The organism is Saccharothrix hoggarensis, assembly GCF_052936025.1.
Genome location: NZ_CP193624.1, coordinates 4,358,204 through 4,380,698, shown reverse-complemented (window position 1 = coordinate 4,380,698; position 22,495 = coordinate 4,358,204). Strand labels below are relative to the sequence as shown.

The following is a 22,495-nucleotide window of genomic DNA, read 5'->3' as shown; positions in this document are numbered from 1 at the left end:
GCACGTCGGCTGACCGCGCCTCGACCCCGTACCGGTTGAAGGTTCCGCCTCTTCGCCACTCGTGGTGACGAAGAGGCGGAACCTTCGTTCAGGTCACCGGAACCCGGATACCGCCTTTTCCCGGAAATCAGGCTTCGACGCGTTGGGGCGGTGTGCACCCCAGCCCGTCACTGACGCACTGCGTCAACCACAACGGCGTGCCTTCGGCGATGTCCAGGTTGACGCCGTGGCAGCCCATTTCGGCTCCGTCGATGTCCTTGACCGAGGCGCGCAGGGTCCAGTTGTCGTTGTAGAGCTTGGCGGTGACGCTGTGGGCGTCGGCGCGCTTGTCGCAGACGCCCAGGCGTTCGCCGTAGGAGTTGAACGTCACCGTGCCGTAGGAGTTGTCGATGTAGCCGTCGATCGCCGCTTGGGCCGGGATCGCGGACGCGGTCGGCAGTGCGGCGATGGCGGCGAACGTCGCCGCCGCGAGAAACGCGCCGCGGTGACGTCGTGAGGTCCGGGGAGCGGTGCTGTGGTGTTCGGTCATCTCGGTTCGTCTCCTCCTCGTGTGCGACGGGGCGTCGCGGTGACCAGTCGACATCGCATCGGTGCTGGTGGGGGAGCGAGTCGCGCGCGACTCGCACTCCTCCGGCCGAGTTTCGGGACAATGCGTCGGTGGCTGACGAGGCGGACAGGGCGCTGTCGGAGTTCTGGGAGCAGTTCGACCGCGCGCTGGAGCGCGCTGGGAACCCGCGGGTGAAGCGGCTGGTGAAAGCCGCGTTGGAGAACCACGACATCGACCTCCCGGAGAACACCGTCAAGGGGTGGATCGAGAAGCGCCACTTGCCCAGGTCAGTGGATTCGCTGCTGCTGTTGATGCGGGTTCTCGGCGCGGAGCGGCAATGCGATTGGGAAGCGCTGCTGGACCGCGCCAACGCGGCCAAGCGGCGAAGCGCTCCGGCTACCCGTCCGGCCGTCGCGTCGGAAACGGTGACGACGCCCGAAGAGAAAACGACACCGGAAAGCGAAGTGGCGCCGGACCTCGGCCGTAGATCGCGGTGGCGGTCGCGGGGCGTCCGGTGGTGGGCGGGTGGTGGAGCGGCCGCGGCGGTGATCGCCGCACTCGTCGCGCTCTTCGCGGCCGGTGGGTGGCGCACGATCACCGGCAGCTCCGAGTCGTCCGCGACGGTCTCCACCTCTTCGGGCGATACCGGCGTGACGGGCGCCGAAAGGAGAGGTGTGCCGTGCTGGCGCACCACCTCGACCGCTCCCGCGCCATCGTCGCCCGCCTCCAGCGCGCAACCATCCCCGCGGCCGAAGGCCTACGCCCCAGGAGGCGCCGGTGACGCCGAGCTCGTGCTCGACCAGCGCCACATCGTCGTGGTCGACGGTTCCGCTGACGGGTGCGCGGTCGTCCTGAGCGTGCGCGCGGACGGCAGCGAGGTCGGGCCTTGGGCCAACGCCGAGGGGAAGACCGGGAGGATCAAGGACGGCGCCCCGATCCCGCCCAAGATCGTCGAGTTGCCGTGGCTGGACACCGTGCGCCGACTGGAGTTCCGCGCGTGCTTCGGCGAGGTGGTCGACAAGCGCCCCGTGTTCCGGGAGACCGACTGCGGCGCGTGGGTGGCCGTCGACCGGTAGGGACGATGCCGCCGGCGCGGCTCACAGGGAACAGGCCGGAGCGTGGCGCGGGGAGGTGTTCCACGTCCCGGTGAGCATCAGGCCACCACGACGAAGGTCCGGGTGGTATCCGGCTTCCGGACCTTCGTCGTGCATTGTCCGCGGACCGCTTTTACTCGTGCTTTCCGCTCAGTCGGCCGTCGGCGCGACCGCCCGTTGGATCAGCACCGCCGCCAGGCGCCCCAACTGCCCCCGTAGGGAAGGGTCCGGCACCACCAGTTGCCATCGGTGCCGATGACCTCGACCGTGATCGAGGAGGCGGTCGTCACGGCGTACACGCCGCTCCGGGCCGTGCCGCCGAGGCTGGCCCACGCGGACCACGTGCCGTTGTCGTACTGGATCTGGTTGTACACCGCGTAGTTCGTGCCGATCAGGAAGTTGTGACCGCGCCCGCTCGGCCAGACCGCGTAGGTGACGCCGTACTCGCAGATCCAGTTCGCGGCGCGGCCGTTGATCGTGCCCGAGCAAGTCGTCTGCTCGGACTGGACCCCCGTCGTACCCACTTCCGGGCCGAACGTCCGGGACGACGTGCCGTGATCGAGCGGAGTCACCGCCGGCGCGGCCGACGCGACCGGCGCCACCAGGGCACTGGCGAGCACAGCGGTGGCGATCGCCACCATGATCCGTAACATTGATTCCCCCCTGTGTCCGGGCCGGACGGAACCGCGGCGGCAGCGCCGGCCCATGGTCAACCCCTGGACTGCGCTCTCGACGCCGCCGATGTCATCGCGAAACAACCGCATCGCGGTCACGTGATAATTGTGCGGGCGGCGGACAGTCTCAAACGCGTTTCGGGTAACGGCACCCGAAGGTTGTGGAGTGTAGTGGCGTCGCGAAATCATCGCAAACACAGAAAGGGGATCTTGGAATATTCCGGCGCGTCTGGAAATGCTCGTGAATTGCGATCGACTCGAAGATCGCGAGCTATCCGGACAGCACGTGGAACGCGGGCGCGGGCACCGGTTCACAAGACCTGGTGCCCGCGCCCGCTGCTTTCAGCGCCCGCTCTCTCAGGGCAGCAGATCCACGAACGGCAGCACGACCGGGCTGGTCGCGGTCCAGTCGAGGACGGCGGACTGGTCGGCGTCACCGGTGATGACGTCGATCGCGTTGGGGTCGCGGGTGTCGGTGTCACGGCTGGGCAGGTCGAAGCTCTGCTCGCCCGCGCCGCCGCCGAAGCGGAACTCCTTGGTCCACGGGAACCCGTTGTCCCAGTGCGCCTTGCTGTAGACCGGGCGCACGAGGCCGATGCCCTCGCCGGGCTCGGCGTTGGAGTAGATCGACACCTGGTAGCCGGTGGTGGCGGGGTCGAGCCCGAGCGCGGAGGCGGGGACGGTCACCACGATGTCGTGGGTGGCGGGCACGACCCGCAGTTCCGCGGCGGAGACCTTGGCCAGGGCCGGGTCGTAGACGCCGAGCGACAGCGGTTGGTCGGCGTAGCGCCCGTCGGCGACGACCGCCCGCTGCCAGGCGCCGGCGGTCGCGGTGTTGGTGCCCGGCAGGCCGGGGGAGGTGACGGCCGGCTGGGCGCGGTCGCGCAGCAGGACGTTGACCCGCTGCACGCTCATGCCATTGCCGCCCCACGGGTTGGTGATCGCGCCGGCCACGCGGGTGACGAACCGGACCCGGTCACCGTCGCGGAACACGTCGAACCGGGTCAGGTCGAAGCTGTCCGGGCTGAACGCGCTGTTGGTCGGGTAGACGTAGGCGCCGGGTCCGTGGTCGTCGCCGGTGGGGTCGGTGAGCCCGCCGACGCGTTCGCCGTAGGACAGCACGGTGCGCCGCTCGTACGCGGTGGCGCCGTCGTTCCGGACCGCCGCGACGCTGATCGTGTTATCGATCCCGGTCAGCTCGACGTGGGCGCCGAACCGGCCGCCGCTGACCGCCACGCGCTTCTTCACCGGGCCCACGGCCACGACGACGCTGGGGGCGTCGGTGGTGCCGTGGACGTGGACGGTCCGGCCGCCGGCGGTGGACAGGTCCGCGGGACCGTCGAGGCTCAGCGCCGCGGTGGCGACGGTGCCGGTGCGGTAGCGGTCGGCCACGACGGCGGGCGTCTCGACCGGCCGACCCGCGGCGATGCCCTGCGCCAGCCGCACGTACTGCGCCATCGCCCACGCCAGGGGCGCGGCCGAGCCGGTGCCCTTGCCGAACACGTGCCCGTACGACGTCGGCTCGGCCCGGTCCCACACCTGCTCGGGGATCATCCGGCCGCTGTTCGCGGTCGCGGCCATCGTGCGCAGGTACGGCAGGGCGTCACGGCCGCGGGCCAGTTCGTACTCGCCGCGTTCCCCGGACAGCAGCGGCCACGGCCGGCCGATGCCGACCCCGGTCCACGGCGCGCCGTCGGCGGTCTCGCCGTAGCCGTCGTGGGTGTAGCGCTTCCACAGCTCCCCGCTGGGCGTGCTCACCTTGATCGAGGCGTCGACCTCGGGCAGCGAGCCGGCGACGGCCGCGTCGTCCGGTGCCTTGACGCCGAGGCGGACCAGTTCCAGGAACCCGGCGTCGACCAGCGCGTTCTCCGGGTGCACGCCCGCGCCGTTGGCCCAGGTGCGGGTGGCCCCGTCGTCGGGGTCGCCGCTGCCGGAGATGCGGAGGTAGTACTCGCCGTCACCCAGCGGGCCGGTGGTGGTGACCATCCACCGCTCGGCCTGGCGCTGCCAGGAGTCGGCGGTCGCCTGGTACAGCGCCGCGCCGTCGGCGTCGCCGGCGCGGTGGGCGATGTCGGCGGCGGCGATCAGCGCGGCGATCTGGGCGGCCAGGGTGGACGGCGAGTAGCCGCCGGTCTCCTCCCACCGCTCCTGCGGCGTCCGGGGGCCCGCCTCGACGAGGTGGTCGGCGGCCTTGGCGATGTGGTCGCGGTAGAACGCGGCGTCGAACCGCCGGGTCTGCCAGGCCAGCAGGATCGGGAACGCGGTCTCGTCGAGCTGGACGTTGCCCTGGTCGGGGGTGCCGTCGACCTTGGAGTTCTGCGGGAAGCTGCCGTCGGGGCGCTGCTGGCGGGTGAACAGCCAGTCCACGGCCCGGCGGGCGGCCGCGGTGTCGCCGGCGGCGAGCAGCGCGGACACCTGGTGGTACAGGTCGCGGGCCCACACGAAGTGGTAGCCGGTGCCGCCGCCGGACGCGCCGTCGGCGGGGACGGCCTGCCCCCACGGGATGGTCAGCGACGCGGAGAACGCGCCGGGGTGCGTCTTGTCCTCGTGCGCCTTGACCGCCATGACCGAGGCCCAGTACTGGTCGAGCAGGTCGCCGCGCAGCTGGTGGGGCGCGTCCTTGAGGGAGGCGGTGTAGAGGTGCCAGCCGAGCTGGTACCAGCGCTTGGTGACCTCGAACGGCCGGTGCAGGCTCGCCCGCGCGGTGGTCAGCGCGGCTCGTTCGTCGGGCGCGAAGCCGATCGCGAGGGTGGTGCGGGTGCCGTTCCGGCCGGTGGGCAGCTGGGCGACCTGGGCGATGTTGCCCGGCCCGGCCTCGGGGTAGCGGGAGGTCAGCGTGAAGTTCGAGGCGAGGTCGGCCAGCCCGTCGCTCGTGCCGACGTAGCCGGTGGACGTCGCGGCGAAGCCGGTGCCGGACACGAGCGCGGCGGCCACGGGGCGGTCGGGCAGGTGGGTGTCGAGGGCGGTCAGCGCGTCCGCGGTGGCGCGGCCGGTGTCGTGGCCGGAGTCGCCGGCCAGCTGCAGGTCGAACAGGGTGTACAGCTTCAGGTCGGCGCCCTTGAGGGAGCGGAAGTCGACGTCGACGAGCACGGTCGCGCTCGCGGGGTCGGTGACGTAGGTCTTGGTGAGCGTCCACCGTCCCGCGGTGTCGGTGGCGGTCTGCCGGTAGGTCAGCGACTTCCGGTCGGCCAGGGCGACGGTGCGGGTGGTGTTCTCGGTTTCCCGCTGCGCGAACGACTTCCCGTCGGTGACGACGAACTCCAGCGAGCGGGAGTTCGGTGTGTCGGCGCTGGGGTAGTAGATCTCGCTCAGCGTGCCGTCGGTGAGGGTGTACCAGACCTTCGAGGCGGTGGTGGTGGACGTGCCGATGCCGTCCTTGTCCCCGGTGGTCCAGGTGGCCGGCGCGCCGGGCGCCCCCGGTGGCCCGGGTTCGGCGGTGGCGGGTTGGGCGGTGAGCAGGCAGGCCGCGACGGCGAGCGCGATCGCGGCGCGTGGTCTGGGTGGACGCATGGGTGCTCCTCGTTGAGCGTGCCTCGGCGGAGGCGGGCGTGCGCCATCGCCACGGCGGCCTGCGCCGTGGGACGGAACGGTGGACGTGGTCAGCCGGCCCGCAGGGGCAGGACGGCCAGCACGGTGCGCTGGATCGCCACGGCGGCCGCGCCGCGGGCCCAGAGCGTGGGGTCGTCGTTGATGAACCGCAGGTCGATCGGCGACGCCTCGGGGTGACGTGACTGGGCGATGGCCGCCCGCACCCGTGGTTCGGCGACCTGGGCGAGGCGGATGCCCTCGCCGGTGAGGATGATCCGTTCGGGTTGGGCGATGTTGGCGACGGCCGCGATCAGCGTGCCGAACGCGTGGGCGGCCCTGCCGACGATCTGGTCGGCGACGGCGTTGCCCGCTTCGGAGAGGTCGAGCACCTCGTCGTAGGTGACGGGCCGTCCCAGCGTGAGGGCGGCCTGCGACTGGATGCCGTCGGTGGTGAGCAGCGCTTTCACGCAGCCCCGGTGCCCTTCGGGGCAGATCGGGCCCAGGGGGTCGACGGGGAAGTGGCCGAGCAGGCCGAGCCCGGAGTCGGGGCCGCCGACGAGGCGGTCGTGGATGACCAGGCCGCCGCCGACGCCGGCGCCGATGGTGAGCACGGCGAAGCTGTCCACGTCCCGGCCGTCGCCGAACCAGTGCTCGGCCTCCAGCAGGGCGTCGAGGTCGTTGGACACCACCGTCGGCCTGCCGGTCGCCCGCGCGACCGCCGCGCTCAGGTCGACGTCCTTCCAGTGCAGGAACACGGCGCGCTGGACGCGCGCGAACTCGTGGACCACACCGCCGATGGCGATGCCGATGGCGGCGACCGGACGCCCAGGGTCGTCCAGTGACGCGACCAGTTCCGCGATCTTGCCCACGACCGCCTCGACGTCGTGCTCGGTGATCTCGACGGAGGCGCTGTCGAGGATGTCCGCGCGCAGGTTCGTCAGCACGCCGTAGGCGCGGAACCCGGCGAGCTTGATGCCGATGAACCGCTGCACGTCCGGGTCGACGTCCAGCGGCTGCAACGGCCGGCCACCGCCGCGCAGGCCCGGTGTGTCCACCTCGCGCAGGAGGCCGGCGTCCATCAGCGGCTTGGTGAGTCGGGTCAGGCTCGCCGTCGACAGGCCCAACCGGTCCGCCAGCTCCGACCGGGCCAGCGGGCCGTGGAGCAGCACCTCCAGCGTCACGCGGCGGGCGGAGGGCAGCAGGGGCGCCCAGGGTGAGGCGGCGTCGAGCACCGTGCACTCCTCGTCGGGGTCGGGGGTATCCGGGGACGCAATAGTACCGCCGCGAAACTACCTGACAAGACCTCCTGCGTGACGAAAACGTGACTAGCTGCGGGTTGACGCGTTACAGTCGCGTCACCCTTAATGTTGCGACAAAGAAAACCTCGGTAGGCGACGCCGCCGTCGCGACTCTGGAGGATCGACATGCGCAAGCACCCCCTACGGCTGGCCACCGCGGTGGCCGCCGCCTTGGCGCTGGTGATGACCGGGTGTTCGAGCGGAGGTGGCTCCGGCGACCCGAACACGCTCAAGGTGTGGTGGTGGGAGACCGACGACAGCGCGCTGTCGGCCGCCTGGAAGCAGGCCGTCTCGATCTTCGAGAAGGAACACCCCGGCGTCACGGTCAAGCAGGAGCTCAAGACCTACGAGCAGATGCAGCAGTCCGGGCAGCTCATCCTGGACTCCAACGACACCCCCGACGTGCTGGAGTACCTGAAGGGCAACGCCACCGCCGGCGTCGTGGCCAAGGCGGGCCTGCTCACCGACCTGACCGAGGTCGCCGCCACCCGCGGCTGGAAGCTCGACAACACCGCCCAGGACGTCGGGCTCTACGACGACAACGGGCTCATGGGGTCGGGCAAGCGGTACGGGCTCACGAACTACGGCGAGTACGTCGGCGTCTGGTACAACCAGGACCTCTTCACCCAGCACAACGTCCAGGTGCCGACCACCCTGGCCGAGTTCGAGAACGCGCTGAAGGCCTTCGCCGACAAGGGCGTCACGCCGTTGGTGCTCGGCTCGGCCGACTACCCCGGCCCGCACCTGTTGTACTCGCTGGCCCTGGCGCACATGGACCAGCGGTCCCTGGCCGCCTACCAGCGGTTCGAGGGCGAGGTGGACTGGTCGGCGTGGGAGAAGGCCGCCACCACGATGCGCCAGTGGGTGGAGCGCAAGTACATCAGCACCGACTCCACCGGCATCCCCGCCCAGGACGCCGGCAACGCGTTCATCGCGGGCCAGTACCCGATGTTCGTCTCCGGCACCTGGTGGTCCGGGCAGATCGCCGAGCAGCCCACGTTCAAGACCGGTCAGTTCCTCTTCCCGGGCAACAAGCTGCACCCCGGCTCGGGCGGCAACCTGTGGGTCGTGCCCGCGAAGGCCAAGAACAAGGACCTCGCGTACGACTTCCTGGAGATCACCCAGCGGCCCGAGGTGCAGAACTTCCTGGCCGACAAGGGCGGCGTGCCGGTCGCGGCCGAGCCCGGTTCGGCCAGCTCGGCGATGGGCCTGCTGGTCGGCGACCGGTTCACCGAGCTGCTGTCCGGTGAGAACGGCGGCCTGGCCTGGTACCCCGACTGGCCGGTGGCGGGGCTGAACGACGTGCTGCTGGCCAACACCACGAACCTCGTCGGCGGTGAGGCGAGCCCGCAACAGGTGGTGGAGGCGATCAAGGCCGCTTACGACGCAGGCAAGCCGTCCGCCTGAGCGGCCGGGCCGAAAGGATCGCCATGTCCTCGATCAACACCGCCACGCACAGCGCCACGCACACCGCCGCGCCACGTCCGGCGCGCAAGGCCACGTCCGAACGCGGGGCCGGCTACTGGTGGTACATCCTGCCGGGAGCGGTCGGCTTCCTCGCCGTCGTCGCCGTGCCCTTCGGGATGAACCTCTGGTACAGCCTCACGTCCTTCCGGGGCGTCGGCGACCCGGTGTTCATCGGGTTCGAGAACTACCAGCGGCTGCTGGGCGACCCGCTGTTCTGGGCCTCGTTCCGGCACAGCGTGGCGTTCATCGTGGCCATGGCGATCCTCCCGACCGCCATCGGGGTGGTGGTCGCGGCCGTCCTGTTCAGCTACATCTCGCCGAAGTTCGGGTCGAAGGTCGCGAGCTTCCTGCGCGCCACCTACTACCTGCCGCAGATCCTGCCGATCGCGGTCGCGGGCGTGCTGTGGAAGTGGATGTACCAACCGCAGTACGGGATCATCAACACCACCCTGCGCGACCTCGGGCTCGGCGGTCTGGCGCAGAACTGGCTCGGCGATTCCGACCTGGCCATCTACGCGGTGATGAACGTGCTGGTCTGGCTCCAGATCGGCTACACCGTGGTGGTGTTCATGGCCGGGCTGTCCCGGGTGGACCCGGCGCTGTACGAGGCCGCCGAGCTCGACGGCGCGAGCTGGTCGCAGCAGTTCCGCACCATCACGCTCAACCAGCTCCGCCCGGAGATCGCGGTCGTGCTGATCACCACCTCGGTGGCCGCGCTGAAGGTGTTCGCGCCGATCTTCGTGCTCACCCGCGGCGGTCCCGGCACCAGCACGATCGTGCCCGCCTACTTCTCGTTCTCCAACTTCTTCACCACCACCAAGGTCGGTTACGGCGCCGCGGTGGCGTCCGTGCTGGCGCTGATGATCTCGGTCGTCGCGGTCGCGCTGCTGCGCTACCAGACGCGCAACTCCGAAGGGTTCGAGGATGGCCGTGGATAGCCTGGAGAAGACGGCCGTGAGCCCGACGACGGCCCCGCCCGCGCCGGCCGTGCGCAAGGTCAGGCGCCGCAAGCGCAGCGTCAGCGGATGGGTGGTGCTCACCCTGGTCGCCGGGGTCGGCCTGCTGATGCTGTTCCCGTTCTGGATCGCGGTCATCAACGCGTTCAAGCCCGCGCCGGACTACATCGCCAACGGTCCGGTCTCGCTGCCCACCGAGCTGGACTTCTCCGCCCTGGTCGACTTCTGGGGCGGCGTCGACTTCAACCGCAAGCTGCTCAACAGCGTCGTGATCAGCGGCAGCGTGGCCCTGATCGCGGTCGCGCTGAGCCTGCTGTCCGCCTTCGCGATCGGCATCGGTCGCATCCGGGGCCGGGTGTGGATCCTCGCGCTGTTCATGCTCGCGTTCACGATCCCGCAGGAAGCGCTGGTGTACCCGCTGTTCGTGCTCACCCGCGACCTCGGGCTCTACGACACCATGACCGGCGTCGTCATCATCCTGGCCGTGCTCCAGAGCGCGTTCGGCACCTACATGCTGTCCTCGGTGCTGGGCACGTTCCCGCCGGAGGTCCTGGAAGCCGCCCGGCTCGACGGCGCCACGCGCTTCCAGGTGCTCCGGCTCGTCGTCCTGCCGCTGACCAGGCCGACGATGGCGGTGCTGATGACGTTCTTCTTCATCTGGACCTGGAACGACTTCTTCCTGCCGCTGGTGTTGCTGCCCTCCGCGGACAACCAGACCGTGTCGGTCGCGCTCGGTGCTTTGAGCGGTCAGTACACCAGCGACCCCACGGCCCTGGCCGCCGCCTCGCTGGCGGGCATCCTGCCGGCGCTGGTCTTCTTCCTCCTCTTCCAACGCACGCTCATGCGCGGCGTGAACCTCGGCGCGGTCAAATAACACCCCACGAAGGACGTACATGACTCTCGAGCAGACGGTGGCCACAACCGCGGACACCGCCCCGTGGTGGACCTCGGCCGTGGTCTACCAGGTCTACCCGCGCAGCTTCGCCGACTCCAACGGCGACGGCGTCGGCGACCTGCCCGGCCTGATCACCCGACTGGACCACCTGGAACGGCTGGGCGTCGACGTGATCTGGCTGTCGCCCGTCTACGCCTCGCCGCACGCCGACAACGGCTACGACATCTCCGACTACCGGGCGATCGACCCCGCGTTCGGCACGCTGGAGGACTTCGACCGCCTGCTGGCCGAGGTGCACGCGCGGGGCATGAAGCTGGTGATGGACCTGGTGGTCAACCACACCTCGGACGAGCACCCGTGGTTCGCGGAGTCGCGGTCGTCCCAGGACAACCCGAAGCGGGACTGGTACTGGTGGCGCCCGCCGCGCGACGGGTTCGACGCAGGGCAGCCCGGCGCGGAACCCACGAACTGGGAGTCGTTCTTCTCCGGCCCGACGTGGACGCTGGACGAGATGACCGGCGAGTACTACCTGCACCTGTTCGCGCCCCAGCAGCCGGACCTGAACTGGGAGAACCCCGAGGTCCGCCAGGCGGTGTACGACATGATGCGGTGGTGGCTGGACCGGGGCGTCGACGGCTTCCGGATGGACGTCATCAACCTGATCTCCAAGGACCCCGACCTGCCCGACGGCGCCACCACCGGCGTCGGCGGCCTCGGTGACGGGTTCCCCCACTACGGCACCGGTCCGCGCATCCACGAGTTCCTCCAGGAGATGCACCGCGAGGTGTTCGAGGGCCGGTCGGGGGAGCTGCTGACCGTGGGGGAGATGCCCGGCGTCACCTGGGAGGACGCCCGGCTGTTCACCGACCCGGCGCGGCGCGAGCTGGACATGGTGTTCCAGTTCGAGCACGTCTCCCTCGACCACGGCCCGGGCGGGAAGTTCGACCCCAAACCGCTGGACCTGCGCGACCTCAAGGCTTCGCTGGGCCGGTGGCAGAAGGAGCTGGGCGACGTCGGTTGGAACAGCCTGTACTGGAACAACCACGACCAGCCCCGCGTGGTCTCGCGCTTCGGCGACGACGGCAGGTACTGGCGCGAGTCCGCCACGGCGCTGGCCACCGTGCTGCACCTGCACCGGGGCACGCCGTTCGTCTACCAGGGCGAAGAGCTGGGGATGACCAACGCGCCGTTCGCCGGCGTGCACGAGATGCGCGACGTCGAGTCGCTCAACCACTACGCCGAGGCCGTCGCCGGCGGCGGCGACCCGGACGTGGTGTTGCGCGGACTGCGGGCGATGGGACGCGACAACGCGCGCACGCCCGTGCAGTGGGACGCCACCCCGAACGCCGGGTTCACCACCGGTCAACCGTGGCTCGCGGTCAACCCCAACCACACCTGGCTCAACGCCCAAGCCCAGTACGACGACCCGAAGTCCGTCTTCAACCACTACCGACGGCTCATCGCACTGCGCCACGAGCTCCCCGTCGTCGCCCACGGCGACTTCCGGATGCTCCTGGCCGACGAACCCTACCTCTACGCATACGAGCGAACCCTGAACGACGACCGACTGCTCGTCGTGGCCAACCTCAGCGGCACATCGCAGATCGCCGCCCTGGACGGTGATTGGTCAGCCGCCGACCTGGCTCTGTCCAATGTCGACGCGCCTTCGGTCGTGAGCGGCCGGATCTCCATGGAACCGTGGTCCGCACACGTGTTCATGAAGTAGGGCCGCGGTAGCACGACGCAAACCCTTCCCAATGATGAGAAGAGGATTTCGCCATGCCCACAGCAAGGATGAGTCGACCGGCGGCGCTCGCCGCCGGTCTGGCCCTCGCCCTGGTCGGCGCTGTCGCGCCGGCCGGGTTGGACCTGGGGACGCCCGCGGCCCAGGCCGCCACCACCGCCGACAGCGAGCAGCTCAAGACGTGGTGGCACGACAACCACGAGTTCAACACGGGCAGCCCGGTGGCGAACGACAAGGTCAGGCGCTCGTCGTTCTACGACGTCCAGGTGGCCACCGCCGCGGCGCCGGCGACCAGGTACGACTCGTTCACGTACCTGAGCATCCCGCGCAGCGGCAAGGGCAAGATCGGCTACACCAAGGAGGACGGCGCCGAGTTCTCCGCGTCGGCGAACCTCACGATGAGCTGGTCGTCCTTCCAGTACGCCACCGACGTGTGGGTCGACGTCTCCCTGCGCACCGGCCAGAGCATCTCCTCGGCGGACCAGGTCAAGATCAAGCCCAGCAGCCTGAACTTCGCCAAGCAGCTCGTCGACGGCGACACCGTGCGCGTCAAGGTGCCGTACCACGCGGCGGGCTACCGCTTCTCCGTCGAGTTCGACCCGCAGCTGTACACGGCGTACAACGACATGTCGGGGCCGGCCACCGACGCCGGCAAGCTCACCACCTCGTCGGGCAACGGCAACCGCGCCATCCACACCGAGCCCCGCAACTCCATGATGGTCTTCGCCGAACCGGCGCCCACCGGGACGGAGCGCGACCGGCTGATCCCGACCTCGGCGTCGGGCAGCACCTACTACCCGCCGCAGGGACAGGTCACCAACCTGAACACGATCAGCGAGGAGATCGTGTACTTCCGGCCCGGCACCTACTACATGACCTCGAAGTACCACGCGCTGCTGCCCAAGCAGGTCAAGTGGGTCTACCTGGCGCCCGGGGCGTACGTGAAGGGGGCCATCCGGTTCCCCGACGACAGCCAGGGCCTGTACAAGGTGACCGGGTACGGCGTGCTCTCCGGTGAGCAGTACGTCTACGAGGCCGACACCGCCAACAACTACGACCACCTCTCCGGCGCGTCCAACTGCCACGCCACCTGCGTGAAGATGCTGCAGTTCCAGTCGGCCCAGAGCCGGCAGCAGCACCTGGACCTTCAGGGCGTGACCATCAACGAACCGCCGTACCACTCGTTCGTCGTCTACGGCGACGAGCAGACGTTCAGCATGCGGGTCGAGAACTACAAGCAGGTCGGCTCCTGGTACTGGCAGACCGACGGCATCGAGCTCTACCGCGGCAGCACCATGAAGAACACGTTCTTCAACGCCAACGACGACGTGCTGAAGATGTACCACAGCGACGTCAGCATCGACAACACCGTCGTCTGGAAGAACGAGAACGGTCCCGTCATCCAGTGGGGCTGGACCCCGCGCAACATCGACAACGTGCGCGTCGCCAACACACACGTCATCCACAACCGGATGTACTGGAAGGACGTCAAGTACAACACCTGCATCCTCAACTCCTCCTCGCACTGGGAGAACATGGGGTCGACCACCACGGCGAACCCCGGCACGTGGGTGCGGAACATGACCTTCGAGAACATCACCGTCGAGGGCATGACCAACTGCGCGATCCGCGTCTTCGCGCTGTCCAGCACCGAGAACGTCCACGTCAAGAACCTCAAGATCGACGCCTGGAACCACCTCGACGCCTCCTCCCAGGTCAGCCTCCTCAAGCGGTACAGCAACAGCAGCGGGCAGAAGGTCACCCTGGGCAACGAGACGCGTGACAGCCGCGGCCTGAAGCTGGAGAACTACACCGTCGGCGGCACCGTGATCAACAAGGCCGGCACGAACTGGTCCGCGGACCAGCTCGGCCGGATCGGCTTCGACGCCGAGACCTGGGACAACTGGAACGCCTGGGGCCCGGGCGGCACCAACCCGGACCCGGTCACCGGCCGCCGGATCGTCAACGGGGCGAGCGCCAAGTGCGTCGACCGCGCGGGCGGCGGCACGGCCAACGGGACGGCCGTCCAGCAGTGGACCTGCGCCGACGCGCCCTCCATGACCTGGGTGCTCGACGGGCAGCAGCTGAAGTCCGGCGGCAAGTGCCTGGACGTCGAAGGCGGGGCCACGGCCAACGGCACCAAGGCCCACCTGTGGGACTGCGGCACCTGGGACAGCCAGAAGTGGACCTTCGAGTCGAACGGCACCCTGAAGAACCTCAAGTCCGGCCGCTGCCTGGACGTCGAAGCCCAGAGCACCGCCAACGGCGCGCGCCTGCACCTGTGGGACTGCGGCACGTGGAACAGCCAGAAGTGGACCTTCTCCGGCTGACGAACGGCCCGTGGTGGCCGTCATCCACCCGGCCGGCGGCCACCTTCCGTGTTCTCGTCCACTGTGCACCAGCGTTCCGTCGTGGACAGACGGACCGCCGTCGAACCGTTGCCATGTAGAGATCTTCGTTCTCAACATCCACAGTGGACATTCCTATTGGTCTGATCGAGTAACGCTGTTGTTGTTCATTGACAGCAAAAAGCTCGTCTCACTAATCTGAAGGAGCCGCCGCCACGGTGTTCCAGCCCCGGCGGGACACATTTCCCCCGGTGCTTCCTTCCGATCCTGACGGAGGCACACCCATGAAGAAGTCGGTCAAGACGGCCTGGTCCGCCACCGGAGTCGCCGGTCTCGCCCTGTCCGCGGCGTTCGTCGCGTCCTCGCTGCCCGCGAGCGCGAACGTCGTCGCGGTCACGTCCCCCGTGAGCGCGGGACCGGCGGCTCACGGCCAGCAGTACCCGGACGGTCCCACCTCGGTGGACGGCTCACCCCTGGAGCGGTGCCGCCGCGGCACCGACTACACCGTGCCCGGCCGCAACCCGGTCCTCGACGAGCCGCTGACCACCAGCTTCAAGAGCAACGTCGGCCTGTCGGTCAAGGTCCAGCTCGACGGCGGCACCTTCTACGGCAACCGGAAGCTCATCTTCACCAACACCGGCAGCGCACCCGTGCACACCGACTGCCTGGTGCTGAAGTTCCGCGCGCCGTCGGGCTCGGTGGACCACCACTACCGGGCGTCCGTGCAGTACGGGCACCCGCAGCAGGACTACGTCGAGGTCCCGCGCGGCAACGGCGAGTCGCACTACGTCATCCGGTTCGGCTTCCACGACGTGCCGCTGGCGGACCGCACCATCCCGGTCGGGCAGACGTGGACCTACGAGCTGGCCGGCTCCAACCAGGGCTCGATGAGCCTGGAGGCGACGCGTGACTCCGTCGAGGTCCTGGCGGACATGAACGTCGGCGGCAACCACTGGATCTCCCAGTACGGCACCAAGCGCCTGGGCAACTGACGCCAGGTGGGTGGCGGTCCCGCAACGACGCGGGGCCGCTGCCCGGCCACCCCGGGAGGTCCAGATGAGAACCCTTGCCCACCTTGCCCACCTTGCCCTGACGGTCGCGGTCGTCGCCGGATGCGCGTCCACCGAACCCGACCACCAGCACCACCACCACCACCACTCCATGACGGCGGAGGAGGCCGCGCGACTGCGCGGGGTCGCCACGACGTACCTCGGCCTGCTCTCGGGCGGTGACCCGGCCACCGCGTGGGCCATGTGGACCACCGACGCACAGCAGCGCGATCCGCGTGAGGTGTTCGTCGATCGGCTCGCGCAGTGCGAACCCGGGGTCCCGTACGAGGTGCTCGGCGTCGTCCCCAATGGGCCGGACCTCGCCCGGGTCGCCTGGCGGCACGGCGAGCGCACCGGCGAGCACCTGCTGCGCCTGCACGACGGGCGCTGGCGCGTCGACCCGGTCGACACCACCACGTGCGGTGCACCGTGACCGCCCGCGCGGTGACGCTGCTGCGCGGCTCGCTGGGCCTGGTGTTCGTGTGGTTCGGCGCCCTCAAGGTCGCCGACGTGACACCGGTGGCCGACCTGGTCGCCCGCACCGTGCCGTGGCTGGACCGCGACGTGCTGCTGGTCTCGCTGGGATCGGCGGAGGTCGTGCTCGGCGCGGCGCTCTGGCTCGGCCGCCGGCTGCGCTGGGTCGCGGCGGTCGCCCTGGCCCACCTCCTGGGGACCTTCCTGGTGCTGGTGGTCCAGCCGCAGGCGGCGTTCCAGGCGGGCAACCCGCTGCTGCTCACCACCGAGGGCGAGTTCGTCGTCAAGAACCTCGTCCTGATCACCGCGTGCCTGGTGCTCATGTCCACGGGCGCGGGGCAGCAGCCCCGGACCACCGCGCGCGGGACGACCCACCGGCCGGGGGACCGGTCGACCACCGCCCCGCGAGAGCCGGTGCGCCGACCCGCCGGATGAACGTCGGCCCGGTCCGCAAGCCACATCACGACGTTCACCTCCGCCGATCCGCCCACTGCCGCTGACCTGCGGATAAGCGCCAAGACGCCTTCGACCACCTGGCAGCCGATACCTCCAGGACGCCCCCGCGCGGCCCGGCCGCGTCGGGGGTGAGCGGGACCGCTCGGTGGCGGCCGGCTGGTCCCGCTCGTGCGGAAGCGGTGGCGTCGTCGACACCGGCGACGCCACCGCCCGACCACCACCCCGCGGACATCCCGGACGAACGTCCGCCGAGCGGCATCCCGCCGCCGGCGCCACCTCACACACGGAGGACACCCGCATGCACACCGCATTACCGACCAACCGACGCCGGACCGCCCTGCACCTCGCGCTCCTGCTGTCCCTCATCGCCTCGGCGCTGGCCTTCCAGCCGGCCCGCGCCTCGGCCCACGGCACCGTCGTCGACCCGCCGACCCGCAACTACGGCTGCGCCACCCGCTGGAACGGCCCGGACGCGCCGGGCATGCAGGAGCAGGACTTCATGTGCTACCTGGCCTGGCACCAGAGCCCCGACGCCATGTGGAACTGGAACGCCCTGTACGCCAACAACCTGGGCGAGAACATCGAGAGCGCCGTCCCGGACGGCCAGATCTGCAGCGCCGGGCGGGCCGAGGGCGGGCGCTACGCGCCGATGGACAACCCCGGCCCGTGGAGGACCACCCGGGTCGGCAGCAGCTTCCCCGTCACGGTGCAGGACGTGGCGCGGCACGGCGCCGACTACCTCAAGATCTACATCACCAAGCAGGGCTTCGACCCCACGAACTCCCTGATCGGCTGGGACGACCTGGACTTCGTCAAGAAGACCGGCCGGTACGGCTCCCAGTTCGAGTACAAGACCGACGTGTCCACCTCCGGCTACAGCGGGCGGCACGTCCTCGTCACGATCTGGAAGGCGTCGCACATGGACCAGAAGTACTTCCTGTGCAGTGACATCGACTTCGGCTGACCGCCGGAACGGCGCCGTCCCGCGATGACCGGGACGGCGCCGCCGTCGTTCTGGACCCGCACGACGTGGCATCCGGAGACGTCCCCCGGCCCGACCTCGCCACCGTCACCGCTTGTCCACCACCACCCGGAAGGTGTTCAGCTCGGGGTCGGACGGGTCCGGCAACTGCATGCCGGCGGCCAGGCCGCTGCGCACGTACTGGACCACCTCCCGGGTGATCACCTCGCCCGGCAGCACGGCGGGCGCCCCGGGCGGGTAGGGGGTGACCATCTCGGCGCTGATCCGCCCGACCGCCCGCGCCGCGTCGACCTGCTCGACCTCGGCGAAGAAGGCGTCGCGGGGGAGCATCGCCGTTTCCAGCTGGAGTTCGTCCGGTGACGGCAGGTCGACCGGCTTGGGCGCGGGCAGCTCGTCGGCCGTCTTGACCAGCGCACCCAGCGCGTCGAGCAGGACGGCGGCGGTGCGGTGGTCGTCGGCGTGGGTGAGCTGGGCGACGAGGCGGCGGTGGTCGGACAGGCCGACGGTGACGCGCTGGTGCTCGCGCAGCCAGTCGGCGGCCTGGTAGCCGCTGATGCCCAGCTCGCTCACGTCGACGACCATCTTGAGCGGGTCCAGCGTCACGGCCAGGCCGGGGCCGGTGAACTCGGCCTCGCCCATGACGCGCAGCCCGGGCAGGTCGTCGATCGCGAGGACGTGGTGGCCGTCCTGACGCGCGACACCGCCCACCACCGGCAGCCCGGAACCGCGGCCTGACCGGGCCGGCCAGACCCGGTCGAGGCGGCGGGCGTTCAGTCAGCGGGGCGGGTGGTCTCGTCGACGAAGTGCTGGGCCAGGTCGCGCAGCTTGCGGTTCTCCCGCTGCGACCGCTCCACCAGCATCGTGAACGCCTGCTCGGCGGAGATGCGGTGGACCGCCATCACGATGCCCTTGGCCTGGTCGATGACGGCCCGCGAGGTCAGCGCCTCGCGCAGCTGGGTCACCTGCCGGCGGGCCCGCAGGTGGCGGCGGGCGTTGCGCAGGGCCGCCTCGATCGCGGTGGTGTACAGCTCCAGCAGGGCGGCGTCGAGTTCCTGGAAGCCGTGCTTCTGCGTGCTGTAGAGGTTGAGGGAACCGTGGTACTCGTCGTCGATGAACAACGGCGCCGACAGGTAGCTGTGGATTCCCAGGCCTGCCGCCGCCTCGGCGAACGCCGGCCAGCGGTCGACCGCCTCCGCCACCGCCACGCGCTGCACCTGCCGGGACTCGGCCGCCTCCAGGCACGGACCTTCGCCGGCCCCGTACTGGGCGTGGTCCACGGCGAGGGTCTGCTGGTCGGTCCAGGCGAGGGATTCCGGGGTGCCGTCGCGCAGCACCGTCACGCTGGCCAGGTCGGCGCCGGGGATCGCGCCCACGACCTGCCGGCACACCCGGTCCATGACGACCGACAGGTCCTCCTCCTGGTCCAGGACGTCCGACAGGCCCGTCAACGCGGCGGTGACGTCGTCAAGCCGCTGGATCACCTCGTCCGCGCGGCCTTCAGCCGGTCCAGCCATCGTTCCACCTCGTTCCTCCGGGACCAACGAGCACGCGCGACCTGCGCAGGTGCGGCGCGTGCGCGCACAGATAACCACGCCGACCTCGAACCCCGTCCCTGAAGGTCGGCGTAGCGAAGGTCCCGGCCATCGCGCGTGGGGGACGACAATCGTGTCCATATCCAAGTCGGTACGGGAGGAAACTCCGTCGGTGGGCCGGTCGCCGCGCGGTAGGTGTGCCCGGGTTGCTGCGAATGGCGCAGGGCGTCCTTCGCTTCGGGCGGGGCGGCATGGCGGAGGCGCGGTGCGGGGCATCGCCGGCGGCGATGGAGACGCAGGCCGAGATGCGCTTGCGCGAGCTTCCCGCCACCCGCGCGCGGAGTAGACCAAAGCACGATCCGATGTCGGGAATGTGGCTTATGGGTCGACCGACCACCCGTCCGTGGTCCGAATGGGCCATCGGTTTGCAGAAGGTGACTGCGGGTAACCCTCGGTCCCGACCGGGCGGTGATCAAACTGTGAGCGAGGCTGGCGATGGCGTCGTTTTCCCCTGTGCTGTGGTCTGCGGATCCGGAAATGCCCGGTGTGCCGACAGTCGGCGTGGAGGAGGAATTCCTGTTGGCGGACGCGTCCACCGGGCACCTGCTCCCGATCAGCGCCCACGTCGTCGAGGTGGCCGGTGATCTGGGCGGTGCGCTGGAGCTGGAGCTGACCAGGGCGCAGGTGGAGATCAACACGCCGGTGTGCCGGACCCTGGCGGAGGTGCGCGAGCAGCTGACGTTCCTGCGCTCCACCGCCGCCGAGGCGGCGTCGCGGTGCGGCGGCACGCTGCTCGCCGTGGGCACCGCCCCGGCCGATGACGCACCGGGACCGCCGATCACCGACGACCCGCGGTACCACAGGATCAACAACGCGTACGGGCAGCTCGCGCCCGAGAACGTCGTGTGCGGGTGCCACGTCCACGTCGAGGTGCCCGACCGGGAGACCGCGGTCCAGGTCTGCAACCACGTCCGGCCGTGGCTTCCCGTGCTGCTGGCGCTCACCGCGAACTCGCCGATCAACCACGGCGTCGACACCGACTACGCCAGTTGGCGGTCGGTGATCGTCGGCCGCTGGCCGTGCGCCGGCGCCCCGCCGTACTTCGAGTCGCTCGCGCACTACGAGGCCGTCGTGGACATGGCCGTCGGTTCCGGCAGCGTGCTCGACGAGAAGATGGTCTACTGGGACGTCCGCCCCTCCTCCCACCTGCCCACCGTGGAGGTCCGGGTGAGCGACGTCCAGTCCACTGTGGATGAAGCGGTGCTGTTCGCCGCCCTGGTGCGAGCGCTGGTCATGACGTCGTTGCAGTCCATTCAGGACGGTGTCGAAGCACCTCGCGTCGGTGACGACGCGCTGCGCATGGCGTACTGGCGCGCCGCGCGTGACGGCCTGGACGGGGTGGGCGTCGACCTGGACACCATCCGCCCCGTTCCGGCCGTCGACCTGTTGCACCGCCTGCTGCGCCACGTCGAACCCGCGCTGGCCATGACAGGCGAACTGCAGGCCGTGAAGACCCTCGTGGACGAGTTGATCACTAACGGCAACGGTGCGAGCCGGCAGCGACGTGCCTTCCGCCGCGACCGCGCAGTGACCGACGTCGTGGCACTGGTCGCCCAGCGGGCCGAGCACGACAGGTCACCGGACAACGTCGCCTGACGACCTCGGGTGAAAAGCGCTTCCCCCGCCGTACGTGCGCCGAGTTGCGTCGAGGACTCCGTTGGCGGCCACACTCGGCGTCAACGGCGACGGGCGCCGAGATATCCCGGTTCGGTTGGCCGCCGCCCGGTGGGTCGTGCGTCACGTGGCGTGTGCGGGTCGCGGTTCCCGTGGGCAACCGCGACCCGCACGCCGTGATCATGGCGGTGCGCAGGCCGGTGGCGTGTGCGCGAACTGATCCGCGATGGGTGGGTCAGCAGCCGCAGATCCGGACCTTCGGGTAGTAGGCGGGGTTGTCCGACTGGGGAGCCTCCCAGTGGCCCCAGCCGCGGGTGTGCGCCCGTTCGTGGGCCTTGAGGCGCGTCCAGTCGTTGTCGCCGGCGCCGAGTCGGCGCATCTCGCAGGTGTCGTAGCGGATCGTCCACTTGGTGACGCCGCCGCTGCGGGTGTAGGTCGCGCGGCCGATGACGCCGTCGGAGCAGCCCGTGTAGCTGCCGAAGTACTCCGGCACGTGGCCGTCGGAGTCCCTGGGGAACGTGCTGCCGTAACGGCCCTGGGCCGTCACCTCGTCACCGGAGTCGGCGTCGTCCGCCGGTTCCGCGGCGGTGACCGACCTCGTGTCGAGGGTGATCGTCTGCTCGGTGACGGCGTCGAGTCCGGTCGTGTGGAGCGGGTCGGCCTGGGCGACGCTCGCTGTGGTCGAGACGATCACAAGAGCGGCGACGGCGGCGAGAACGGTGCCTGTCCTGTACATGCGACCTCCGGAGGCGTCGTGCGTCGTAGTGGCGTTCGCCTGGCATCGGGAGGCGGGGAAGCCGCCCCGTGGGATTCGATGTGGCGATCGGTCGGCGTTCGGCGTGACGCGCGGGACCTCGTGGTCAGTAGCCGTTGGGGGCCAGGACGTCGACGTAGATGGGCCGGTAGGAGCCGCCCAACGTCGTGCTGTCGTAGCGGACGCGTCCGGCGACGGCGTTGGCGTCGATGACGGTGGTGCCGCCGATGTAGATGCCGGTGTGGTCGTAGTCGCCGCCGTAGGGGATGCCGTCGTGGGGGTCGGTGTCCCAGAACACGAGGTCGCCGGGGCGGGGGGTGGTGGTGAGCCTGCCCTGGTTGATCTGGCCCTGCAGCCAGTAGTTGAGCTGGAGGCCGCGCCCGGTCACCCGCGCGGTGCCGTCCCAGATCGCGTTGCGGTTGAAGCACTCGCAGTCCATCGCCTGGCGCGAGCAGGTCCAGCCGGTCGCGTACCGGTAGGGCAGGCCCAGGTAGGACTTGGCGGCGTCGACGACGGCGTTGCGCACGGCCGAGGCCTGGGCGGTGAGGTCCGGCTCGGTGGTCGCCGAGGCGGGTGTGGCGAGGCCGGCGGCGGTGAGCAGGGCGACGGCGGCGCCCACGATGGCGCGGCGTGCGGAGGATCGCTTCACGGGGGACTCCCGAGGGTTGGAGGTGCTGGTGGACATGACCCGCCCGAGCCGGCGTCCTAGCCGGTGACCAGGCGGAGGTCGTAGGCGTTGAGGGCTTTGTTGAGCGGCTGGTGGAAGGTGTCGGTCGGGCCGGAGGTGCCGCAGGGGTTGTTGATGCCCGAGGTCAGGCCTTGGCCGTGTCCGTCATGGACGAACGGACCGCCGCCGAGGGCGTGGCCTCCGTCGGGGCTGGTGACGCCGTCGCGTGCGATGGCGTCACCAGCGCAGCGACCAGCACCAACGACACCGTCGCGACGCGACGGCGTGCCGCTCGGGCGGGTTCGGTCATCGACTGCGTCCCTTCCGGGGTGGGCGAGCGGACCGGAGTGCGGTGC

At 70.2% G+C, this 22,495-nt stretch carries 19 protein-coding genes; 11 read left to right on the top strand and 8 right to left on the bottom strand.

The features are described from left to right. Positions 1 to 127 precede the first annotated feature (127 nt). A complete protein-coding gene (locus tag ACRAKH_RS19795) occupies positions 128 to 529 on the bottom strand; it encodes a hypothetical protein (RefSeq protein ID WP_380720250.1) in 402 nt (133 codons plus the stop codon). A gap of 209 nt (positions 530 to 738) precedes the next feature. On the opposite strand from ACRAKH_RS19795, the gene ACRAKH_RS19790 reads away from it, so the two are divergent. Continuing rightward, entirely contained in the window at positions 739 to 1,623 is an 885-nt protein-coding gene (locus tag ACRAKH_RS19790) for a hypothetical protein (RefSeq protein WP_447009161.1), read from the top strand. 200 nt (positions 1,624 to 1,823) lie between these two features. On the opposite strand, the gene ACRAKH_RS19785 is transcribed toward ACRAKH_RS19790, so the two are convergent. From ACRAKH_RS19785 to ACRAKH_RS19775, 3 genes are all read right to left on the bottom strand, one after another. Further along, positions 1,824 to 2,414: a hypothetical protein gene (locus ACRAKH_RS19785; RefSeq protein WP_380720254.1), complete on the bottom strand. Its 591-nt coding sequence runs from the start codon at positions 2,412 to 2,414 to the stop codon at positions 1,824 to 1,826. A 258-nt stretch (positions 2,415 to 2,672) separates the two neighbouring features. After that, the gene (locus tag ACRAKH_RS19780) at positions 2,673 to 5,825 is read right to left on the bottom strand and encodes a glucan 1,4-alpha-glucosidase (RefSeq protein WP_380720257.1); all 3,153 of its coding nucleotides are present in this window, start codon (positions 5,823 to 5,825) and stop codon (positions 2,673 to 2,675) included. Between the two features lie 89 nt (positions 5,826 to 5,914). Next, a complete protein-coding gene (locus ACRAKH_RS19775; RefSeq protein WP_380720260.1) occupies positions 5,915 to 7,075 on the bottom strand; it encodes an ROK family protein in 1,161 nt (386 codons plus the stop codon). Positions 7,076 to 7,267: 192 nt separating this feature from the next. Here ACRAKH_RS19775 and ACRAKH_RS19770 point away from each other — a divergent pair, with 192 nt between their 5' ends. From ACRAKH_RS19770 to ACRAKH_RS19730, 9 genes are all read left to right on the top strand, one after another. Beyond that, positions 7,268 to 8,548: an ABC transporter substrate-binding protein gene (locus ACRAKH_RS19770; protein ID WP_380720262.1), complete on the top strand. Its 1,281-nt coding sequence runs from the start codon at positions 7,268 to 7,270 to the stop codon at positions 8,546 to 8,548. A 23-nt stretch (positions 8,549 to 8,571) separates the two neighbouring features. Further along, a complete protein-coding gene (locus tag ACRAKH_RS19765; protein ID WP_380720265.1) occupies positions 8,572 to 9,546 on the top strand; it encodes a carbohydrate ABC transporter permease in 975 nt (324 codons plus the stop codon). Continuing rightward, positions 9,533 to 10,438 carry a carbohydrate ABC transporter permease gene (locus ACRAKH_RS19760; protein WP_380720268.1) on the top strand — a complete coding sequence of 302 codons (906 nt, stop codon included), beginning with the start codon at positions 9,533 to 9,535 and terminating at the stop codon, positions 10,436 to 10,438. Before ACRAKH_RS19765 ends, ACRAKH_RS19760 begins: the two co-directional genes overlap by 14 nt. A 19-nt stretch (positions 10,439 to 10,457) precedes the next feature. Further along, the gene (locus ACRAKH_RS19755) at positions 10,458 to 12,185 is read left to right on the top strand and encodes a glycoside hydrolase family 13 protein (RefSeq protein ID WP_380720271.1); all 1,728 of its coding nucleotides are present in this window, start codon (positions 10,458 to 10,460) and stop codon (positions 12,183 to 12,185) included. Between the two features lie 53 nt (positions 12,186 to 12,238). Beyond that, positions 12,239 to 14,533, top strand: a complete 2,295-nt coding sequence (locus ACRAKH_RS19750) for a family 49 glycosyl hydrolase (protein WP_380720273.1) — start codon at positions 12,239 to 12,241, stop codon at positions 14,531 to 14,533. 302 nt (positions 14,534 to 14,835) lie between these two features. Continuing rightward, on the top strand, positions 14,836 to 15,543 hold the full coding sequence (locus ACRAKH_RS19745) for a hypothetical protein (RefSeq protein WP_380720275.1): 708 nt from the start codon (positions 14,836 to 14,838) through the stop codon (positions 15,541 to 15,543). Positions 15,544 to 15,607: 64 nt separating this feature from the next. Beyond that, positions 15,608 to 16,033, top strand: a complete 426-nt coding sequence (locus tag ACRAKH_RS19740; protein ID WP_380720278.1) for a hypothetical protein — start codon at positions 15,608 to 15,610, stop codon at positions 16,031 to 16,033. Beyond that, positions 16,030 to 16,509, top strand: coding sequence for a DoxX family membrane protein (locus ACRAKH_RS19735; protein WP_380720280.1), 480 nt, complete (start codon positions 16,030 to 16,032; stop codon positions 16,507 to 16,509). Before ACRAKH_RS19740 ends, ACRAKH_RS19735 begins: the two co-directional genes overlap by 4 nt. A gap of 319 nt (positions 16,510 to 16,828) precedes the next feature. Next, a complete protein-coding gene (locus ACRAKH_RS19730) occupies positions 16,829 to 17,494 on the top strand; it encodes a lytic polysaccharide monooxygenase (protein ID WP_380720282.1) in 666 nt (221 codons plus the stop codon). Positions 17,495 to 17,599: 105 nt separating this feature from the next. Here the strand turns inward: ACRAKH_RS19730 and ACRAKH_RS19725 are convergent, their stop codons facing one another. After that, positions 17,600 to 18,220 (bottom strand): Orn/Lys/Arg family decarboxylase, encoded by a 621-nt coding sequence (locus ACRAKH_RS19725; protein WP_380720285.1) that lies wholly within the window; start codon positions 18,218 to 18,220, stop codon positions 17,600 to 17,602. 62 nt (positions 18,221 to 18,282) lie between these two features. After that, on the bottom strand, positions 18,283 to 19,026 hold the full coding sequence (locus ACRAKH_RS19720; protein WP_380720288.1) for an ANTAR domain-containing response regulator: 744 nt from the start codon (positions 19,024 to 19,026) through the stop codon (positions 18,283 to 18,285). A 555-nt stretch (positions 19,027 to 19,581) separates the two neighbouring features. Between ACRAKH_RS19720 and ACRAKH_RS19715 the strand changes: the two genes are divergently transcribed. Beyond that, positions 19,582 to 20,700, top strand: a complete 1,119-nt coding sequence (locus ACRAKH_RS19715) for a carboxylate-amine ligase (RefSeq protein WP_380720291.1) — start codon at positions 19,582 to 19,584, stop codon at positions 20,698 to 20,700. Between the two features lie 253 nt (positions 20,701 to 20,953). Here ACRAKH_RS19715 and ACRAKH_RS19710 read toward each other — a convergent pair whose 3' ends face one another. Continuing rightward, entirely contained in the window at positions 20,954 to 21,454 is a 501-nt protein-coding gene (locus ACRAKH_RS19710) for a hypothetical protein (protein WP_380720294.1), read from the bottom strand. Positions 21,455 to 21,578: 124 nt separating this feature from the next. Then, positions 21,579 to 22,121: a C40 family peptidase gene (locus tag ACRAKH_RS19705; RefSeq protein WP_380720297.1), complete on the bottom strand. Its 543-nt coding sequence runs from the start codon at positions 22,119 to 22,121 to the stop codon at positions 21,579 to 21,581. Positions 22,122 to 22,495: the final 374 nt, after the last annotated feature.

What these genes read in the sequence shown, in the direction of transcription:
- ACRAKH_RS19755 (WP_380720271.1), top strand. Translation starts at nt 10,458, where the DNA reads ATGACTCTCGAGCAGACGGTGGCCACAACCGCGGACACCGCCCCGTGG.
- ACRAKH_RS19750 (WP_380720273.1), top strand. Translation starts at nt 12,239, where the DNA reads ATGCCCACAGCAAGGATGAGTCGACCGGCGGCGCTCGCCGCCGGTCTG.
- ACRAKH_RS19795 (WP_380720250.1), bottom strand. Translation starts at nt 529, where the DNA reads ATGACCGAACACCACAGCACCGCTCCCCGGACCTCACGACGTCACCGC.
- ACRAKH_RS19730 (WP_380720282.1), top strand. Translation starts at nt 16,829, where the DNA reads ATGCACACCGCATTACCGACCAACCGACGCCGGACCGCCCTGCACCTC.
- ACRAKH_RS19770 (WP_380720262.1), top strand. Translation starts at nt 7,268, where the DNA reads ATGCGCAAGCACCCCCTACGGCTGGCCACCGCGGTGGCCGCCGCCTTG.
- ACRAKH_RS19720 (WP_380720288.1), bottom strand. Translation starts at nt 19,026, where the DNA reads ATGGCTGGACCGGCTGAAGGCCGCGCGGACGAGGTGATCCAGCGGCTT.
- ACRAKH_RS19745 (WP_380720275.1), top strand. Translation starts at nt 14,836, where the DNA reads ATGAAGAAGTCGGTCAAGACGGCCTGGTCCGCCACCGGAGTCGCCGGT.
- ACRAKH_RS19740 (WP_380720278.1), top strand. Translation starts at nt 15,608, where the DNA reads ATGAGAACCCTTGCCCACCTTGCCCACCTTGCCCTGACGGTCGCGGTC.
- ACRAKH_RS19760 (WP_380720268.1), top strand. Translation starts at nt 9,533, where the DNA reads ATGGCCGTGGATAGCCTGGAGAAGACGGCCGTGAGCCCGACGACGGCC.
- ACRAKH_RS19715 (WP_380720291.1), top strand. Translation starts at nt 19,582, where the DNA reads ATGCCCGGTGTGCCGACAGTCGGCGTGGAGGAGGAATTCCTGTTGGCG.
- ACRAKH_RS19780 (WP_380720257.1), bottom strand. Translation starts at nt 5,825, where the DNA reads ATGCGTCCACCCAGACCACGCGCCGCGATCGCGCTCGCCGTCGCGGCC.
- ACRAKH_RS19765 (WP_380720265.1), top strand. Translation starts at nt 8,572, where the DNA reads ATGTCCTCGATCAACACCGCCACGCACAGCGCCACGCACACCGCCGCG.
- ACRAKH_RS19710 (WP_380720294.1), bottom strand. Translation starts at nt 21,454, where the DNA reads ATGTACAGGACAGGCACCGTTCTCGCCGCCGTCGCCGCTCTTGTGATC.